Origin of the sequence: Arenimonas terrae (assembly GCF_006265115.1) — a bacterium.
Classification (GTDB): domain Bacteria; phylum Pseudomonadota; class Gammaproteobacteria; order Xanthomonadales; family Xanthomonadaceae; genus Arenimonas; species Arenimonas terrae.
This window is the reverse complement of record NZ_SMDR01000001.1, coordinates 395,154-409,990: the sequence shown is the minus strand read 5'-3', so window position 1 is coordinate 409,990 and position 14,837 is coordinate 395,154. Positions and strand designations below refer to the sequence as shown.

Genomic DNA, 14,837 nt, shown 5'->3' with positions numbered 1-14,837 from the left:
CAGATTGGGGCCCGCGGTTCGCGAAGCGAATCGTGGGGGAGGCTGTGCGCACGCACAGACTCCCTCCCCCTTGGTAAGGGGGGCGTGGCGGCAGCCGCGGGGGATTGGAAGTGATGAGCCCGGGGCCCGCGGTTCGCATAGCGAACCGTGGGGGAACCTGAGCGAATGCTCAGGTTCCGGCTTCGGGCCGCATGTACGGGAACAAGAGGACGTCGCGGATCGAGGCCGAATCGGTGATCAGCATCACCAGCCGGTCGATGCCGATGCCCAGGCCGCCGGTCGGGGCCATGCCGTACTCCAGGGCCCGGATGTAGTCGGCGTCGAAATGCATGGCCTCGTCGTCGCCGCCCTCCTTGGCCTCGACCTGGGCCAGGAACCGGGCCTTCTGGTCTTCGGGGTCGTTGAGCTCGGAGAAACCGTTGGCGATCTCGCGGCCGCCGACGAACAGCTCGAAACGGTCGGTGATCTCCGGGTCGCGGTCGCTGGCGCGGGCCAGCGGGCTGACCTCGACCGGGTGGTCGGTGATGAAGGTCGGCTGGATCAGCGTGTGCTCGACGGTCTTCTCGAACACTTCCAGCAGCAGCTTGCCCCAGCCGTAGCTGGGCTTGAACTTGATGCCCAGGCGCTGGCAGTGCGCGCGCATGGCGTCCAGGTTCCGCAGCTCCTCGCGCTTGATCTCCGGGTTGTGCTCGAGCACCGCCTCGGTCATGGACCAGCGGCGGAAGGCCGGGCCCAGGTCGATCGCCATGCCTTCCCAGGTCAGGGCCGCGGTGCCACGCGCCTTGACCGCCACGTCGCGGATCAGGCCTTCGGTCAGGTCCATGACCTCGTGGTAGGTCGCGTAGGCCTCGTACAGCTCCAGCATAGTGAACTCGGGGTTGTGCCGGGTCGACACGCCCTCGTTGCGGAAGTTGCGGTTGATCTCGTAGACGCGCTCCAGGCCGCCGACGGTCAGGCGCTTGAGATAGAGCTCGGGGGCGACGCGCAGGTACAGGTCCAGGCCCAGCGCGTTGTGGTGGGTGGTGAAGGGCTTGGCCGTGGCGCCACCGGGGATGTAATGCATCATCGGCGTTTCCACTTCCAGGAAGCGGCGCGCGTCGAGCCAGGCGCGCATCGCCGAGACGATGCGCGAACGCTGCACGAACACCTCGCGCGCCTCCGGATTCACGATCAGGTCGACGTAGCGCATGCGATAGCGCTGTTCGACGTCGGCCAGGCCGTGGAACTTGTCCGGCAGCGGCCGCAGCGACTTGGTCAGCAGGCGCAGGGTGGTCGCCTTGATCGACAGCTCGCCGGTTCGCGTGCGGGTCAGGCCGCCCTGCACCGCCAGGATGTCGCCGATGTCCCAGCCCTTGAAGGCCTCGTAGCTTTCGCCCAGGTCCGCGCCCTGCAGGTAGAGCTGGATGCGGCCGCTCATGTCCTGGATCTGGGCGAAGCTGGCCTTGCCCATCACGCGCTTGGCCATCAGGCGGCCGGCGACCACGACCTGGCGGTCGAGCGCCTCGAGCGATTCGGCGGTCCACTTCTCCTTGTCCGCGAACTCGTCCTGAAGGTCCTGCGCGTAATGCTCGCGCTTGAAGTCGTTCGGGAAGGCGATGCCCTGCCCGCGCAGCGCCGTGAGTTTCGCGCGGCGCTCGGCGATCAGCGAATTCTCGTCGGCGGCGGGCGGGGGCGTGGTGGGCTGGGTCATGGCGTCGTCGTGTTATGCGGTGGTTAGGCGTCGGAGCGCTTGGCGCCGACCTGCAGTCCGGCCTTGAGGCTGGCCTCGATGAACTCATCCAGGTCGCCGTCCAGCACCTTCTGCGTGTCGCTGCGCTCGATGCCCGTGCGCAGGTCCTTGATGCGGCTCTGGTCGAGCACGTAGTTGCGGATCTGGCTGCCCCAGCCGATGTCGGACTTGGTGGCCTCGACCGCGTCGCGTTCGGCGTTGCGCTTCTGGATCTCGAGTTCGTAGAGCTTGGCGGCCAGCATCTTCATCGCGGTGTCGCGGTTCTGGTGCTGGCTGCGGCCGGTCTGGCAGGCGACCACGATGCCGGTGGGCACGTGGGTGATGCGCACCGCCGACTCGGTCTTGTTCACGTGCTGGCCGCCGGCGCCGGACGAACGGTAGACGTCGGTCTTGAGGTCGGCGGGGTTGATCGTGATGTCGATGTTGTCGTCGACTTCCGGCGACACGAACAGCGACGTGAAGCTGGTGTGCCGGCGGTTGTCGGAGTCGAACGGCGACTTGCGCACCAGGCGGTGCACGCCGGTCTCGGTCTTGAGCCAGCCGTAGGCGTATTCGCCTTCGACCCGGAAAGTGGCCGACTTGATGCCGGCGACGTCGCCGCCGCTGACTTCCATCAGCTCGGTTTTCCAGCCACGCGACTCGCACCAGCGCAGGTACATGCGCAGCAGGATCTCGGCCCAGTCCTGCGCCTCGGTGCCGCCGGCGCCGGCCTGGATGTCGACGAAGGCGTTGCAGGCGTCCATCTTGCCGGAGAACATGCGGCGGAACTCGAGCTGCTCGACTTCCCTGGCGGTCTTCTCGACGTCTTCGGCCACGGAGGCGACGGTGTCCTCGTCGTTCTCCATCTCGGCCAGGTCGATGAGCTCGGCGCCGCCGACCAGGTTGTCGGTCAGGGTGCGGATGCCGTGCACGACCTTTTCCAGCGAGGCGCGCTCGCGGCCCAGGGCCTGGGCGTTTTCGGCGTTGTTCCAGACGTCGGGGCTCTCGAGCTCCCGGTTCACTTCCTCGAGGCGTTCAACCTTGAGGTCGTAGTCAAAGATACCCCCTGAGCGAGTCCAGCCGGCCCTTGAGGTCGGCGATTCGCTGGCGGATGGGATTGAGTTCCATGGTGTTCCGCAATGGCTTTGGATCGGCCGCGAATGATACCAGAAGGCCGCGCCTTCCCTGCTCCGCGGACGCCTCCACGCGGGATGGGGACGTCGGGAAACGGCGCCCGGGCCGCCCGGCCGGGGCGCCTCGCCACCTAGGGGCCGGGCGCCGCGGCGGGCGACGCCGTCAGCGGATGTCGGCCTGGATCCGGAAGCTGCCGCTGTCGCCCCCGAAGGTGATGGCGACCACCTCGTAGTCGCCGGGCTCCAGGTCCACTTCCAGGCGCGCGTCGGTGTCGTCGCCACCGTCGTCGTCGGTGCCGATGACCTCGCCATCGCGCAGCAGGTGCAGCACGCTGTCGAAGTCCGAGGACCGCATGGTCAGCACATAGCTCGCCGATTCGGGCACGGACAGGCGATAGCGCCGCTGTTCGCCGACCGCGAGCGAGCCCGGCTGCTGAACGCCCGGCACCAGCGCCGGCATCGCGTCGGACGCGGGCGTGACGGTGGCCGACAGAGTGAACAGGCCGGCGTTCTCTTCGCCCAGGTCGAAGGCGGTGACGGTGTAGGTGCCGGGCTCCAACAGGGTCACCAGGCGCGAATCGGTGTCTTCGCCGCTGTCGTCATCGCTCAGCCGCACGCCGTCCCCGGCCAGGTCGAGGCGGGTATCGAAGTCGTCGCTTTCCAGAGCCAGCGCCACCCGTGCGCGCTGGGCGAGCACCAACTGGTAGCTGGCCGGTTCGCCCTGGAGCATGCCGGTGACGTCCCGGCCGGTCGGCAGTTCACCGCCGTTCTGCAGTTCCAGGCCCGGCGCCACTGCGCTGTCCTTCTTCAATATCGACAGCCGGTACACGCCGCCGTTGCTGCCGACCCGGCCCAGGGTCAGGCGGTAGTCGCCCGGCTGCAGGTAGGCGGTCAGGCGGGCGTCGGTGCTCTCGCCGTCGTCGTCGTTCTCGCGCGACACGCCCTGGCCTTCGAGCTTGAGGGTCGGGTCGAACTCGGCGGAGCGCAGGTCGATCTGGTACTGCCCGGCCTCGGCGATCTTCAGCGCCACGGTCTTTTCGGCCGACCACAGCCCGGCGACCTCGTCGCCGGCGACCAGGTCCCGATCGCCATCGAGCTTGAGCGGCGACATCGACACGCGGTAGGGACCGAAGTCGCCCGGCTCCCGGCCGCTGAAGGCCAGCAGGTAGCGGCCGCCCTCGGGGCTGACACTCGAACGCATCTGCACCAGGCGGCCGTCCTTCTCAACGCAATCGCCGTCGGTGGCGGGGCCCTGCAGCACCTGGCGGCCGTCGGCGTCCAGCGAATACAGGGTCAGGCGACCGCAGAAGGCGGCGCCGGCTTCGATGGCGACGGCGTCGCCCGGCTCCAGGTCGAGGCGGAAGGTGGCGGTGCGCGTGCCGTCGCTGTAGTTCAGGCGATTGCCCGAGGTGATCTCGCCGGTGGCGGGCTTGTCGAGTGCCAGACGCTGGCCGTCGTCCGCGGACGGAGCGCCGGTCCGCTCGCAGCCGGCGAGGGAAAACGAGAGGACAAACGCGCAAAAAACAGCCGAGCGACGGACGATTCGGGTCACGGATGCATTCCAGTGGGGGGCAAGCCGCAGAGCGTGGCAGACGCGCGCTCGGACTGACAAGCGCGGCGTGCGTTCAGACGGGCTGCCAGTGCCTCACCAGCAGCTGCACGCCGCGCCGTCCGTTCCAGTCGTCGAGCTCGAGCTGATAGGCGACGCGGATGCGCGTCGGCAGCGGCGCGTCGGTGCCACCGCCGAAGTGGATCGCCGACAGCGGCACCCCGCCCTGCTCCGGCAGCAGGCTGAGCTTGAGGTGGCGGCCGCCGGACAGCGGCCGCGCCTGCAGCACGGTGAACACGCCGTCGAACACCGGCTCGGGAAAACCCTGGCCCCAGGGACCGGCCAGGCGCAGCTGTTCGGCCAGGCCGCGGCCGAAATCGGCGGGCGCCAGCTCGCCGTCGCTCAGCAGCTCCGACTGCAGCTGTTCGGCCGACAGCATCGTGGCGACCTGCCGAGCCAGCGCGTCGCGGAAGGCCTCGAAATCGGCCGCCGCAAGGCTCAGGCCGGCGGCCATGGCGTGGCCGCCGAAACGTTCGATCAAGCCCGGGTGTTTCGCGTCCACCGCCGCCAGTGCGTCGCGGATGTGCAGGCCCGGGATCGAGCGCGCCGAGCCCTTGAGCTGGTCGCTGCCCGGTTCGGCCGGCGCGAAGGCCAGCACCGGCCGGTGCATGCGCTCCTTGAGCTTGGACGCCACCAGGCCGACCACGCCCGGATGCCAGTCGGCGTCGCGCAGGCAGTAGACCACCGGCCGCTCGCCCGCCGTCGGCGGCAGCGCCGCCACCAGGGCTTCAGCGGCGTCCACCATCTGCTGCTGCATGTCGCGGCGTTCGGCATTGATGCGGTCGAGCACGGTCGCCAGCTCCCGCGCGCGCGTTGGGTCGTCGCAGAGCAGGCATTCGATGCCCAGCGCCATGTCCTCGAGCCGGCCGGCGGCATTGAGCCTAGGCGCAAGGCCATAGCCGATGTCGCCCGCGCTCAGCGTGGCCAGGTCCTTGCCCGCGAGTTCGGCCAGGGCGCGCAGGCCGGGCTGGCACTGGCCCTGGCGGATGCGGCGCAGGCCGGCCGACACGAGCAGCCGGTTGTTGAAGTCCAGCGGCACCAGGTCGGCGACGGTGCCGACCGCGACCAGGTCGAGCAAGGATGCCAGGTCGGGTCCGGCGCCGGCGAAGGCGCCCGCGTCGCGCAGGCGGCGGCGCAGCGCCAGCAGCAGGTAGAACACGACGCCGACGCCGGCCAGCGCTTTGCTCGGGAACGGATCGCCGGCGAGGTTGGGATTGACGATCGCATCCGCCGGGGGCAGTTGTTCGCCCGGCAGGTGGTGGTCGGTGACCAGCACCTGCCAGCCGCGCGCCTTGGCGGCGGCGATGCCAGTGTGGCAGGCGATGCCGCTGTCGACGGTGAGCACGAGGTCGGGCGCCATCGCCACCAGGTCCTCGACCAGGGCCGGCGACAGGCCGTAACCATGGGTCACGCGGTGCGGCACCTGGTAGCCGACGCGGCGCGCACCGAGCAGGCGGAGCCCGCGCACGGCAACGGCGGTACCGGTGGCACCGTCGCAGTCGAAGTCGCCGACCACCAGGATGTGGCGGTCGTGCGCGATGGCCTCGGCCAGCAGGGCCGTGGCGGCGTCGACGCGGCCCAGGGCCTCGGGCGGGAGCAGGCGCGCCAACCGCAGCTCGCCCTGGTCCGGCGTGGTGACACCGCGAGCGGCGTAGATGCGCTGCAGCACCGGCGACACCGTGTCGGGCCAGGGCCCGTGGGCGGGGACCTCGCGCCGGCGGATCCGGATCGGCGCCGGCGTCACGCCAGCTTCGCCAGCGGTCGGCGCCAGAACCGGAAGCGCTGCCGGGATTCGAGCGCCAAGCGCGTGCCGTCGGCGAAATCCAGCTGCACGCCGCCCAGCGTCCCGGCCAGGGTTTCGAGCAGGGCCTTTTCAACCACGGTCCAGTCGCGTTCGGACCGCAGGTCCAGCAGCAGTTCGTGGCGCGAGGAATCGGGGTTGGCGCCCGCGAGCCTGGCCAGCGCCATCACGCCCGGATCGGCCGAGACCACCTGCGGAACCGCGCACCGCACCCGGTCGGGAAGGCGCCCCGCGCCCCAGAAGCACAGGCTGTTGGCGGTGATTCGCCCGGCGGCGGCGCGCGCCGCGTTCACCGGGTGGTTGTGCAGCAGGATCTGCGCCTCGTTGAGCAGGGCGCGCCAGCGCCGTCCCTCGGGCCCATCGGGCAGATGGCTGAAGAGGTCGTCGCCCAGCACCGCTTCCGGCGGCGAGAACTCGGGAAGCTTCGCCTCGCGCGGCAGCGCCAGGTACCAGCGCGACGGCTGCGGCGCCGAGATCGGGAAGCCGGCGTCGCCGAACAGCGAGCGCAGCGGCGCGACCAGCGCGTTCGCCTCTTCCGCGCTCAGGCCCAGCTCACCGATCGCGAGCACGCGGGCGCCAGTCATGTCGGGCCGCACGTGCGCGGGGTCGGCGCGCAGCCAGGTGTGCAGGTGGGCGTCGTCCGCGTCGAGCGAACGGGTGATGGCGGCCATCGGCCAGCCGCGCGGCAGCAGGTCGAAATGGCGCAGCAGCTGGGCCCGCTCGCCCGCCTCGCCCGCCGGAAGGACATCGGCGCGCGCCAGCGCCCGCGCGACGGGGGGCGACAGCGGCTGGCCGGCGTAGCGCCGGCGTTCGGGCAGCAGCAGGGTCAACGCGGGCGCGGCGGCAGGGGTCGCCATCGGGCCGCGCTCAGCCTTCGTAGCGGACGGCGACGATGTCGTAGTCGCGGGCGCCGGCAGGCGCCTGGATGGTGACGGTGTCGCCCTCGTGCTTGCCGATCAGGGCGCGGGCCAACGGCGAGGAGATCGAGATCAGGCCCTGCTTGATGTCGGCCTCGAGGTCGCCGACGACCTGGTAGGTCACTTCGTCGCCGGTATCGCAGTCGGCCAGCTCGACGATCGCGCCGAACACCACCCGGGTGCCGGCGTTGAGGTTGGCGACGTCGATCAGCTGGGCGTGCGAGAGCACGTACTCCAGCTCCTGGATGCGGCCCTCGATGAACCCCTGCTGCTCGCGCGCGGCATGGTACTCGGCGTTTTCCTTCAGGTCGCCATGGGCGCGGGCTTCGGCGATGGCGTTGATCACCGCCGGGCGCTTCACCGACTTCAGGTTTTCCAGTTCCTCGCGCAGGCGCGCGGCGCCCTTGACGGTCAGCGGGGCTCTCATCCGTGAAGCTCCTTGTGCAGTTCCTGCAGCGACCAGACGCGGGGATTGCCGCGGGTGTCGGTCGCGCGGATCAGGGCGCGTGCGCCCGGGATCGTGGTCGAATAGGTGACGCGGTGCTGCAGCGCCTCGCGCCGGATCGAGAACGAGTCGGCGATCGCCTGCTTGCCCTCGGTGGTGTTGACGATGTAGCAGATCTCGCCGTTCTTGATCAGGTCGACGATGTGCGGCCGGCCCTCGATCACCTTGTTGATGCGCTCGCAGGCGATGCCCTGCTCCTGCAGGAACTTCGCCGTGCCTTCGGTGGCGACCAGCGAATAACCGCGCTCGATCAGGTCATTGGCAACCGGCAGCAGCCGCCGCTTGTCCGGATCGCGCACCGAGACGAAGGCCTTGCCCGGCACCGGCGCCTTGATGTTGGCGGCTTCCTCGGCGCGGCCGAAGGCCTCGGCGAAGGTGCGGCCCACGCCCATGACTTCGCCGGTGGAGCGCATTTCCGGGCCGAGGATCGGGTCGACGCCCTGGAACTTGGCGAACGGGAAGATGGCTTCCTTCACCGAGAAGTAGTCCGGCACGATTTCCTTCGTGGCGCCCTGCTCGGCCAGCGTCTTGCCGGCCATGCAGCGCGCGGCGATCTTGGCCAGCGGGATGCCGATGGCCTTGGAGACGAAGGGCACGGTGCGCGAGGCGCGCGGGTTCACTTCCAGCAGGTAGATGATCTCGCTGCCGTCGGCTTCGGTGGTGATGGCGAACTGGGTGTTCATCAGGCCGACCACCTTCAGGGCCTTGGCCAGTTGGGCCACCTGCACGCGCAGCTTGTCCTGGGTCGCGGCCGAAAGCGAGTACGGCGGCAGCGAGCAGGACGAGTCGCCGGAATGCACGCCGGCTTCCTCGATGTGTTCCATGATGCCGCCGATCAGCACCTTGCCGTCCCTGTCGGCGATCACGTCCACGTCCACCTCGACCGCGTTGTCGAGGAAACGGTCCAGCAGCACCGGCGAGTCGTTCGAGACCTGCACCGCCTCGCGGATGTAGCGCGAGAGGTCGGCGTCGGAATACACCACTTCCATGGCGCGTCCGCCGAGCACGTAGCTGGGGCGCACGACCAGCGGGTAGCCGATCTGGTTGGCCAGGGCGATCGCCTGCTCGGCGTTGCGGGCGGTGCGGTTGGGCGGCTGGATCAGTCCCAGCTGCTCGACCAGCTTCTGGAAACGCTCGCGGTCTTCGGCCAGGTCGATCGAGTCGGGCGAGGTGCCGATGATCGGCACGCCGGCGGCCTCGAGCGCGCGCGACAGCTTCAGCGGCGTCTGGCCGCCGTACTGCACGATCACGCCCTTGGGCTTTTCGACGTCGACGATCTCCAGCACGTCCTCCAGCGTCACCGGCTCGAAGTACAGGCGGTCGGAGGTGTCGTAGTCGGTCGAGACCGTTTCCGGGTTGCAGTTGACCATGATGGTTTCGTAACCATCTTCCCGCAGCGCCAGCGAAGCGTGCACGCAGCAGTAGTCGAATTCGATGCCCTGGCCGATGCGGTTGGGGCCACCGCCGAGCACGATGATCTTCTCGCGATCGCTGGGATTGGCCTCGCACTCGTCCTCGTAGGTCGAGTACAGATAGGCGGTGGAGGTGGCGAACTCGGCGGCGCAGCTGTCCACGCGCTTGTATACGGGGCGCACGCCGAAGGCCCGGCGCAGGGCGCGGATCGCCGATTCGTCGGTGCCGGTGAGCTGGGCGAGGCGTGCGTCGGAGAAACCCTGGCGCTTGAGCTCGCGCAGGCGCTTGCCATCCAGGCCAGCCAGGCCGACGGCGGCGACGTCCTTCTCGGCGGCGATGATTTCCTCGATCTGGTCGAGGAACCAGGGGTCGATGAAGCTCAGGCCATATACGTCCTCGACGCTGAGGCCGGCGCGGAAAGCCTCGGCCACCTGGAACAGGCGCTCGGGGCCCGGCTCCTTCAACTCGCGCTTGATGCGCAGCAGGCCCTCGTCGCCCTGCCCGGCCGCGCCGGTCGGATCGAAGCCGACCTTGCCGGTCTCCAGGCCGCGCAGGGCTTTCTGCATGGACTCCTGGAAGGTCCGGCCGATCGCCATCACCTCACCCACCGACTTCATCTGGGTGGTCAGGCGGGCGTCGGCGGCCGGGAATTTCTCGAAGGCGAAACGCGGGATCTTGGTGACGACGTAATCGATCGTCGGCTCGAACGAGGCCGGGGTGGCGCCACCGGTGATGTCGTTGCGCAGCTCGTCGAGCGTGTAGCCGACGGCGAGCTTGGCGGCGATCTTGGCGATCGGGAAGCCGGTGGCCTTGGAGGCCAGGGCCGAGGAGCGCGACACGCGCGGGTTCATCTCGATCACGACCACGCGGCCGTCGTTGGCATTGATGCCGAACTGGACGTTGCTGCCGCCGGTATCCACGCCGATCTTGCGCAGCACGGCGATCGAGGCGTCGCGCAGGCGCTGGTATTCCTTGTCGGTGAGTGTCTGCGCCGGGGCGACGGTGATGCTGTCGCCGGTGTGCACGCCCATCGGGTCGAGGTTCTCGATCGAGCAGACGATGATGCAGTTGTCGGCGGTGTCGCGCACCACCTCCATCTCGAACTCCTTCCAGCCCAGCACCGACTCTTCCACCAGCACTTCGTGCGTGGGCGAGAGCTCGAGGCCGCGGGTGACGATCTCGACCAGCTCCTCGCGGTTGTAGGCGATGCCGCCGCCGCTGCCGCCCAGGGTGAAGGACGGACGGATGATCGTCGGGTAGCCGACCGTCGCCTGGATGCGGATGGCTTCGTCGAGCGAACGCGCGACCTCGGCCTTCGGGCACTCCAGGCCGATCTCGCGCATGGCGACGCGGAAAAGTTCGCGGTCCTCGGCCATGCGGATGGCCTCGCGCGAGGCGCCGATCAGCTCGACGCCGTGTTTTTCCAGCACGCCGGCGTCGGCGAGGTCGAGCGCGCAGTTGAGCGCGGTCTGGCCGCCCATCGTCGGCAGCAGCGCGTCGGGCTTTTCCTTGGCGATGATGCGCTCGACCGTGGCCGGGTTGATCGGCTCAATGTAGACCGCGTCGGCCATGTCCGGGTCGGTCATGATCGTCGCGGGGTTGGAGTTCACCAGGATCACCCTGTAACCCTCGTCGCGCAGGGCCTTGCAGGCCTGGGCGCCGGAGTAATCGAACTCGCAGGCCTGACCGATGACGATCGGGCCGGCGCCGATGATCAGGATGCTCTTGATGTCACTGCGCTTGGGCATTTTCTTGCGTTTCCGGTGTTTCGGTGAGGGGCGGCGCCAGGCGGACCTTGACGATGTTGTACTTGGGCATCGAGAGCGGGAAGCCGCCCTCTTCGGGGGCCAGCTTGATGACGATGCTGATCGAGCTGGCACCGGTGAGCACGCCGCGGCGCACGGTGCCAAGGCTGGTGCTGACCTCGACCGCCGCGCCCAGGTGCGCGGGCAGGTCGTCGTAGGCGATCTCCGTACCGGGGGCCGGCGCTTCGTCGGCGGTCGCATCGGCAGGCGCGGCCGGGGCTTCCGCGGCGGCGACAGCCGGCACCGCGGCCGCATCCTGCGCACCCGTGGCCGCGGCGGGCGATGTCGAGGCGAACTGGTCGGCGGGCAGGAAGACCAGCGGCGCCGTGAAATCGTCGTTGTGCTTCACCGTCGCATCCACGAACAGGCCGAGACCGTCGAGACCGACCTCCTGCAGCTGGGCCAGCGGGCCCGGGCGCAGCGGTCGCGCCAGGATCGTCAGCTTTCCGCCGTCGCGCACGAAGCCGGTATAAGCCTGGTCCATCGCCGCACCGGGCACCAGCCCGTCGGCCGCGAAGCCCGCGCGCACCGCCTCGACGTGCCGGGCGACGAATTCCTGCGGCGAGATGCCGAGCTTGCGCGCGCAGTAGGCGTTGCGGCGGCCGCCGAATCCCTGGTCCTGGATCAGGATGTTCAGCGATTCGAAGCCGGCGGTCAGCAGGCGCATGGAGGGATTGCCGGCCGGGCCCAGGCTGAGGTTGATGTCGCCGCTTAGCGTGGCCTGGCCCGGCGTCTCCGATTCGATGCGCAGGCGCAGGTGGTCGGCGCCGCCGTATTCCATGGTGAGGGCGAAGTTGCCCTCGGCATCGCGCAGGCCCAGCGCGTTGGCGACCTCGAGCGTCAGGCCCGGCTCGCAGCCGGCGAGCTCGAACGGGAACATCACGTGCCCACCCAGCATCGCGGCTTCCAGCGCCTCCGGCGGACCGTCGACGCCGGCACCCGAAAGGCTGAAGCCGAAGCGCGAAGGGATCTCGTCCGGCACGCCGAAGATGGCGCTGCGCAGCACCCAGAAGATGCCCGGCGTACGCAGCACGGCGCGGTCGGCGGTGACCCGGATCGCCGGCATCGGCGACCCGGCCTGGGGCTGGATCACCAGCTTGCGGATGCCGACATCGCCGTTGAGGCCCAGCACGGTGCCGCCGCGGCGGATGTCCATGAAGGGCCGCAGGCTGTCGAGCTGGCGGTCGATCGCCACGCCCGTACGCCACCACAGCACGGCGTAGATGAGCCCGAGCGGCAGGACCAGCCGCGTGAAGACCCAGAAGATCGCCGGGCCGATCGAAGACCCGCCGCGCTTCCCTCGTGATCCGGTCTTGCTGGCCATTCAGTGCATTCCGTTCGGTTGGGCGGGGTGGCCGGTGCTCAAGGCAGCTTGACGCCGCAGGTATCCATCGCACGCGCCATCAGCTTGCCGGCCAGCGCGGAACCGAGCTGCTCGCCGGCCGCCTCGTTCTCCTCGGCCGACTTGGCGGTGTTGAGCTGGTTGCCCAGGCCCGCAAGCTCGCGCAGGCCGGCGTGCTCTTCGGCGCTGAAGAAGGTCATGAAGGCCTCGAGCTGCTCGGGCGCGTACCCGGCCAGCAGCTGTTCGGGGTCGGCCTGCACGCCCGTGCGCTCGCCCTCCGCACCGGCCAGGACGAGCTTGCCGAACATCTCCGCCACGCCGCTCTCGACCAGGGCGATGTCGCTGTCCAGGCGCCCGGGGTTGGCGTCGGCGTAAACCTGCACCATGCCGCGGGCGTACCGCCGGTAGCCCTCGGTGGAGAGCTCGCCGCGCAGGCAGACCAGCTGCCTGGCGCTGATCTCGTCGGCTCTTTCCATGGCCGGCCAGCTCGGATCGGCCGCGGCGACGCTTTCGAAGATGGTGCCGAACGGCATCAGCACCACCATCGAGTCGGTCAGCCGGTCGATGCGCTGTTCGTGGGTCTGCGCGGTCTCGGCGAGGACCGGACCCGCCGCCAGCACGAGGCTGGCGGCGAGGCAGAGCTTGCGGAATACGCGAAGGGTCATGGCGTGGGCCTCAGGGTGCGCCGGTCGCCGGCTTGGGCGTGCCGATGTACTTGTCGAGGAACTTCTCCATCGCGGTGTAGAGGTCGACCTGGTTCTGGTAGTCGTAGAAACCGTGGCCTTCCTTGTCCTCGACGATGGTGACTTCCGGCGGCTTGCCGGCTTCCTCGAGCTTCTTCATCAGGAAGTCGTACTGCGAGATCGGCACGCGCGGGTCCTTGGCGCCATGCACCAGCATCAGCGGCACGCGGATCTTGTCCACGTTGAATGCCGGCGACTGTGCCTGGCGACCAGCCTCGTCCTCGGGGAAGACCCGGACCTGGTAGTTGCGGCCGCTGTCGCTCTCGCGGTCGGCGACGTCGCTGTCCTTCATCCAGAGCGACATGTTGTACAGGCCGACGTAACCGATGGCGCAACGGTAGCGGTCCGGTTCGCGGACCACGCTCTGCACGGCAGCGTAACCGCCGTAGGAGGCGCCGTAGGTGCAGATGCGGTTGGAATCGGCGATGCCCTGGTCCACGACCCACTTAACCGCATCGGTCATGTCGTCGATCATGGCCGTGCCCCACTTGCGGTAGCCGGCGCTTTCGAACGCGCTGCCGTAGCCGCCCGAACCGCGGAAGTTGATCTGCAGCACCGCGAACCCGCGGTTGGCCAGGAACTGCACTTCCGGGTTGAAGCCCCACTCGTCGCGCGGGCCGTGGGGGCCGCCGTGCGGGTGCAGGATCAGCGGCAGGTTCTTGCCGTCGCTGTACTTCGGAACCGTCAGGTAGCCGTGCAGCTCGGTGCCGTCGCGCGCCGTGACCACGATCGGGTCCATCGGCGACATCTGCTCCGGCTTGATCCACTCCATCGCCGACAGCAGGAACTTCGCCTGGCCGGTCTGGCGGTCGAACAGGTAGTAGGAGCCCGGATCCACGTCGCTGTAGGCGCGGATGAGGATGTACTGGCCATTGCGGCTGATGCCGTCGAAACGCACCGCGTGGTCCGGGAACGCGTTGATCAGGCCAGCGTAGACCTTGGACTCCGGATGGTCCTTGTTGACGAAGGTGTAACCCGGCGTGCCGTCCATGTATTCGACGGCCAGCAGGTCGCGCTCGTCGCTGCTGGTGAGGTAGTCGATCGGATCGACGTTCTCGTTCCAGGCCAGGCGGGTCTCTTCGCCGCCTTCGGGATTGGTGAGCACCAGTCGCGAGGGTTCGCCCTTGTCGCTGATGGCGAACAGGACCCGCTTGTTCTCGCGGTCGAAGCCCATGGGCCAGCGCATCGCGCCGCCCATCTCGGATTTGGCCACCGGCTCCCAGCGGTCGCCGACGCGGCGCAGGGTGATGTTCTGGTTCTTCTCGTCGGTGCCCACGGCGAATCGCACGTTCAGCTCGTGGTCGAGCACGAAGCTGCCCTGGTGGATCGGGGCGGTTGCGATCGTGCGCACGCCGCCGTCGTAGACATTCAGGCGCGAAAGCACCGCGGAATCCCAGGAGCGCGACACGATGATCGTCTTGGGATCGTCCCAGGTGCTGTCGACGATCTGGTAGGTGCCTCCGTTGGGGATGTCCGCACGCTGCGTGCCGTCAACGTTGCTGGCGTAGACGTCGGCATTGCCGACGCGCCGGTCGAATCGGCCGACCTTTTCGGTCACGTACATGAAGAAGCGCTCATCGTTGACCCAGCGAACGCCTTCGATGTGCTTCTTCGCGCCGTAGTCCCACTTGCCCACCAGCTTCATGTCGGCCACGCGGAACGCGGCCAGCAGCGTGCGGTCGCCCTGGGGCACGGATACGGTAATGAAGTCGCCATTGGGCGACAGCGAGACGTCGGTGAACTCGGGATCCTTGAAGAAATCACCGACCGGGACTTCGACCGCCTGCACCGCGGCGGGCGCGGTGACGGCAAGGCTCATTGCAAGGGCAAAACGGCGCAGCATCTTCATTGTCTACCTTCC

At 69.0% G+C, this 14,837-nt stretch carries 10 protein-coding genes; all 10 read right to left on the bottom strand.

The annotated features are described in order from the left end of the window. Window positions 1–169: 169 nt before the first annotated feature. Window positions 170–1,690, bottom strand: coding sequence for a lysine--tRNA ligase (gene lysS, locus E1B00_RS01915; protein WP_139445071.1), 1,521 nt, complete (start codon window positions 1,688–1,690; stop codon window positions 170–172). 23 nt (window positions 1,691–1,713) lie between these two features. Next, window positions 1,714–2,836, bottom strand: a protein-coding gene (prfB, locus tag E1B00_RS01910; RefSeq protein ID WP_139445069.1) for a peptide chain release factor 2 whose coding sequence is annotated in 2 segments (ribosomal slippage) — window positions 1,714–2,763 and window positions 2,765–2,836 — 1,122 coding nt in all. Because the reading frame shifts where the segments join, the coding sequence is not laid out codon by codon here. A gap of 168 nt (window positions 2,837–3,004) precedes the next feature. Continuing rightward, complete coding sequence (locus E1B00_RS01905; protein WP_139445067.1) at window positions 3,005–4,393, bottom strand: hypothetical protein; 1,389 nt, start codon at window positions 4,391–4,393, stop codon at window positions 3,005–3,007. A gap of 73 nt (window positions 4,394–4,466) precedes the next feature. Then, window positions 4,467–6,194, bottom strand: a complete 1,728-nt coding sequence (gene recJ, locus E1B00_RS01900) for a single-stranded-DNA-specific exonuclease RecJ (RefSeq protein ID WP_139445065.1) — start codon at window positions 6,192–6,194, stop codon at window positions 4,467–4,469. Continuing rightward, window positions 6,191–7,108: a phosphoglycerate mutase gene (locus E1B00_RS01895; protein ID WP_139445064.1), complete on the bottom strand. Its 918-nt coding sequence runs from the start codon at window positions 7,106–7,108 to the stop codon at window positions 6,191–6,193. The genes recJ and E1B00_RS01895 overlap by 4 nt, the downstream gene beginning before the upstream one ends. Before the next feature lie 10 nt (window positions 7,109–7,118). Next, a complete protein-coding gene (gene greA, locus E1B00_RS01890) occupies window positions 7,119–7,595 on the bottom strand; it encodes a transcription elongation factor GreA (RefSeq protein ID WP_139445062.1) in 477 nt (158 codons plus the stop codon). Continuing rightward, window positions 7,592–10,834 carry a carbamoyl-phosphate synthase large subunit gene (carB, locus tag E1B00_RS01885; protein ID WP_139445060.1) on the bottom strand — a complete coding sequence of 1,081 codons (3,243 nt, stop codon included), beginning with the start codon at window positions 10,832–10,834 and terminating at the stop codon, window positions 7,592–7,594. Before carB ends, greA begins: the two co-directional genes overlap by 4 nt. Then, window positions 10,818–12,215, bottom strand: coding sequence for a hypothetical protein (locus E1B00_RS01880; protein WP_139445058.1), 1,398 nt, complete (start codon window positions 12,213–12,215; stop codon window positions 10,818–10,820). Before E1B00_RS01880 ends, carB begins: the two co-directional genes overlap by 17 nt. Before the next feature lie 38 nt (window positions 12,216–12,253). Then, window positions 12,254–12,898, bottom strand: a complete 645-nt coding sequence (locus E1B00_RS01875; protein ID WP_139445056.1) for a hypothetical protein — start codon at window positions 12,896–12,898, stop codon at window positions 12,254–12,256. A gap of 10 nt (window positions 12,899–12,908) precedes the next feature. Next, window positions 12,909–14,825 carry an alpha/beta hydrolase family protein gene (locus E1B00_RS01870; protein WP_139445055.1) on the bottom strand — a complete coding sequence of 639 codons (1,917 nt, stop codon included), beginning with the start codon at window positions 14,823–14,825 and terminating at the stop codon, window positions 12,909–12,911. Window positions 14,826–14,837 lie beyond the last annotated feature (12 nt).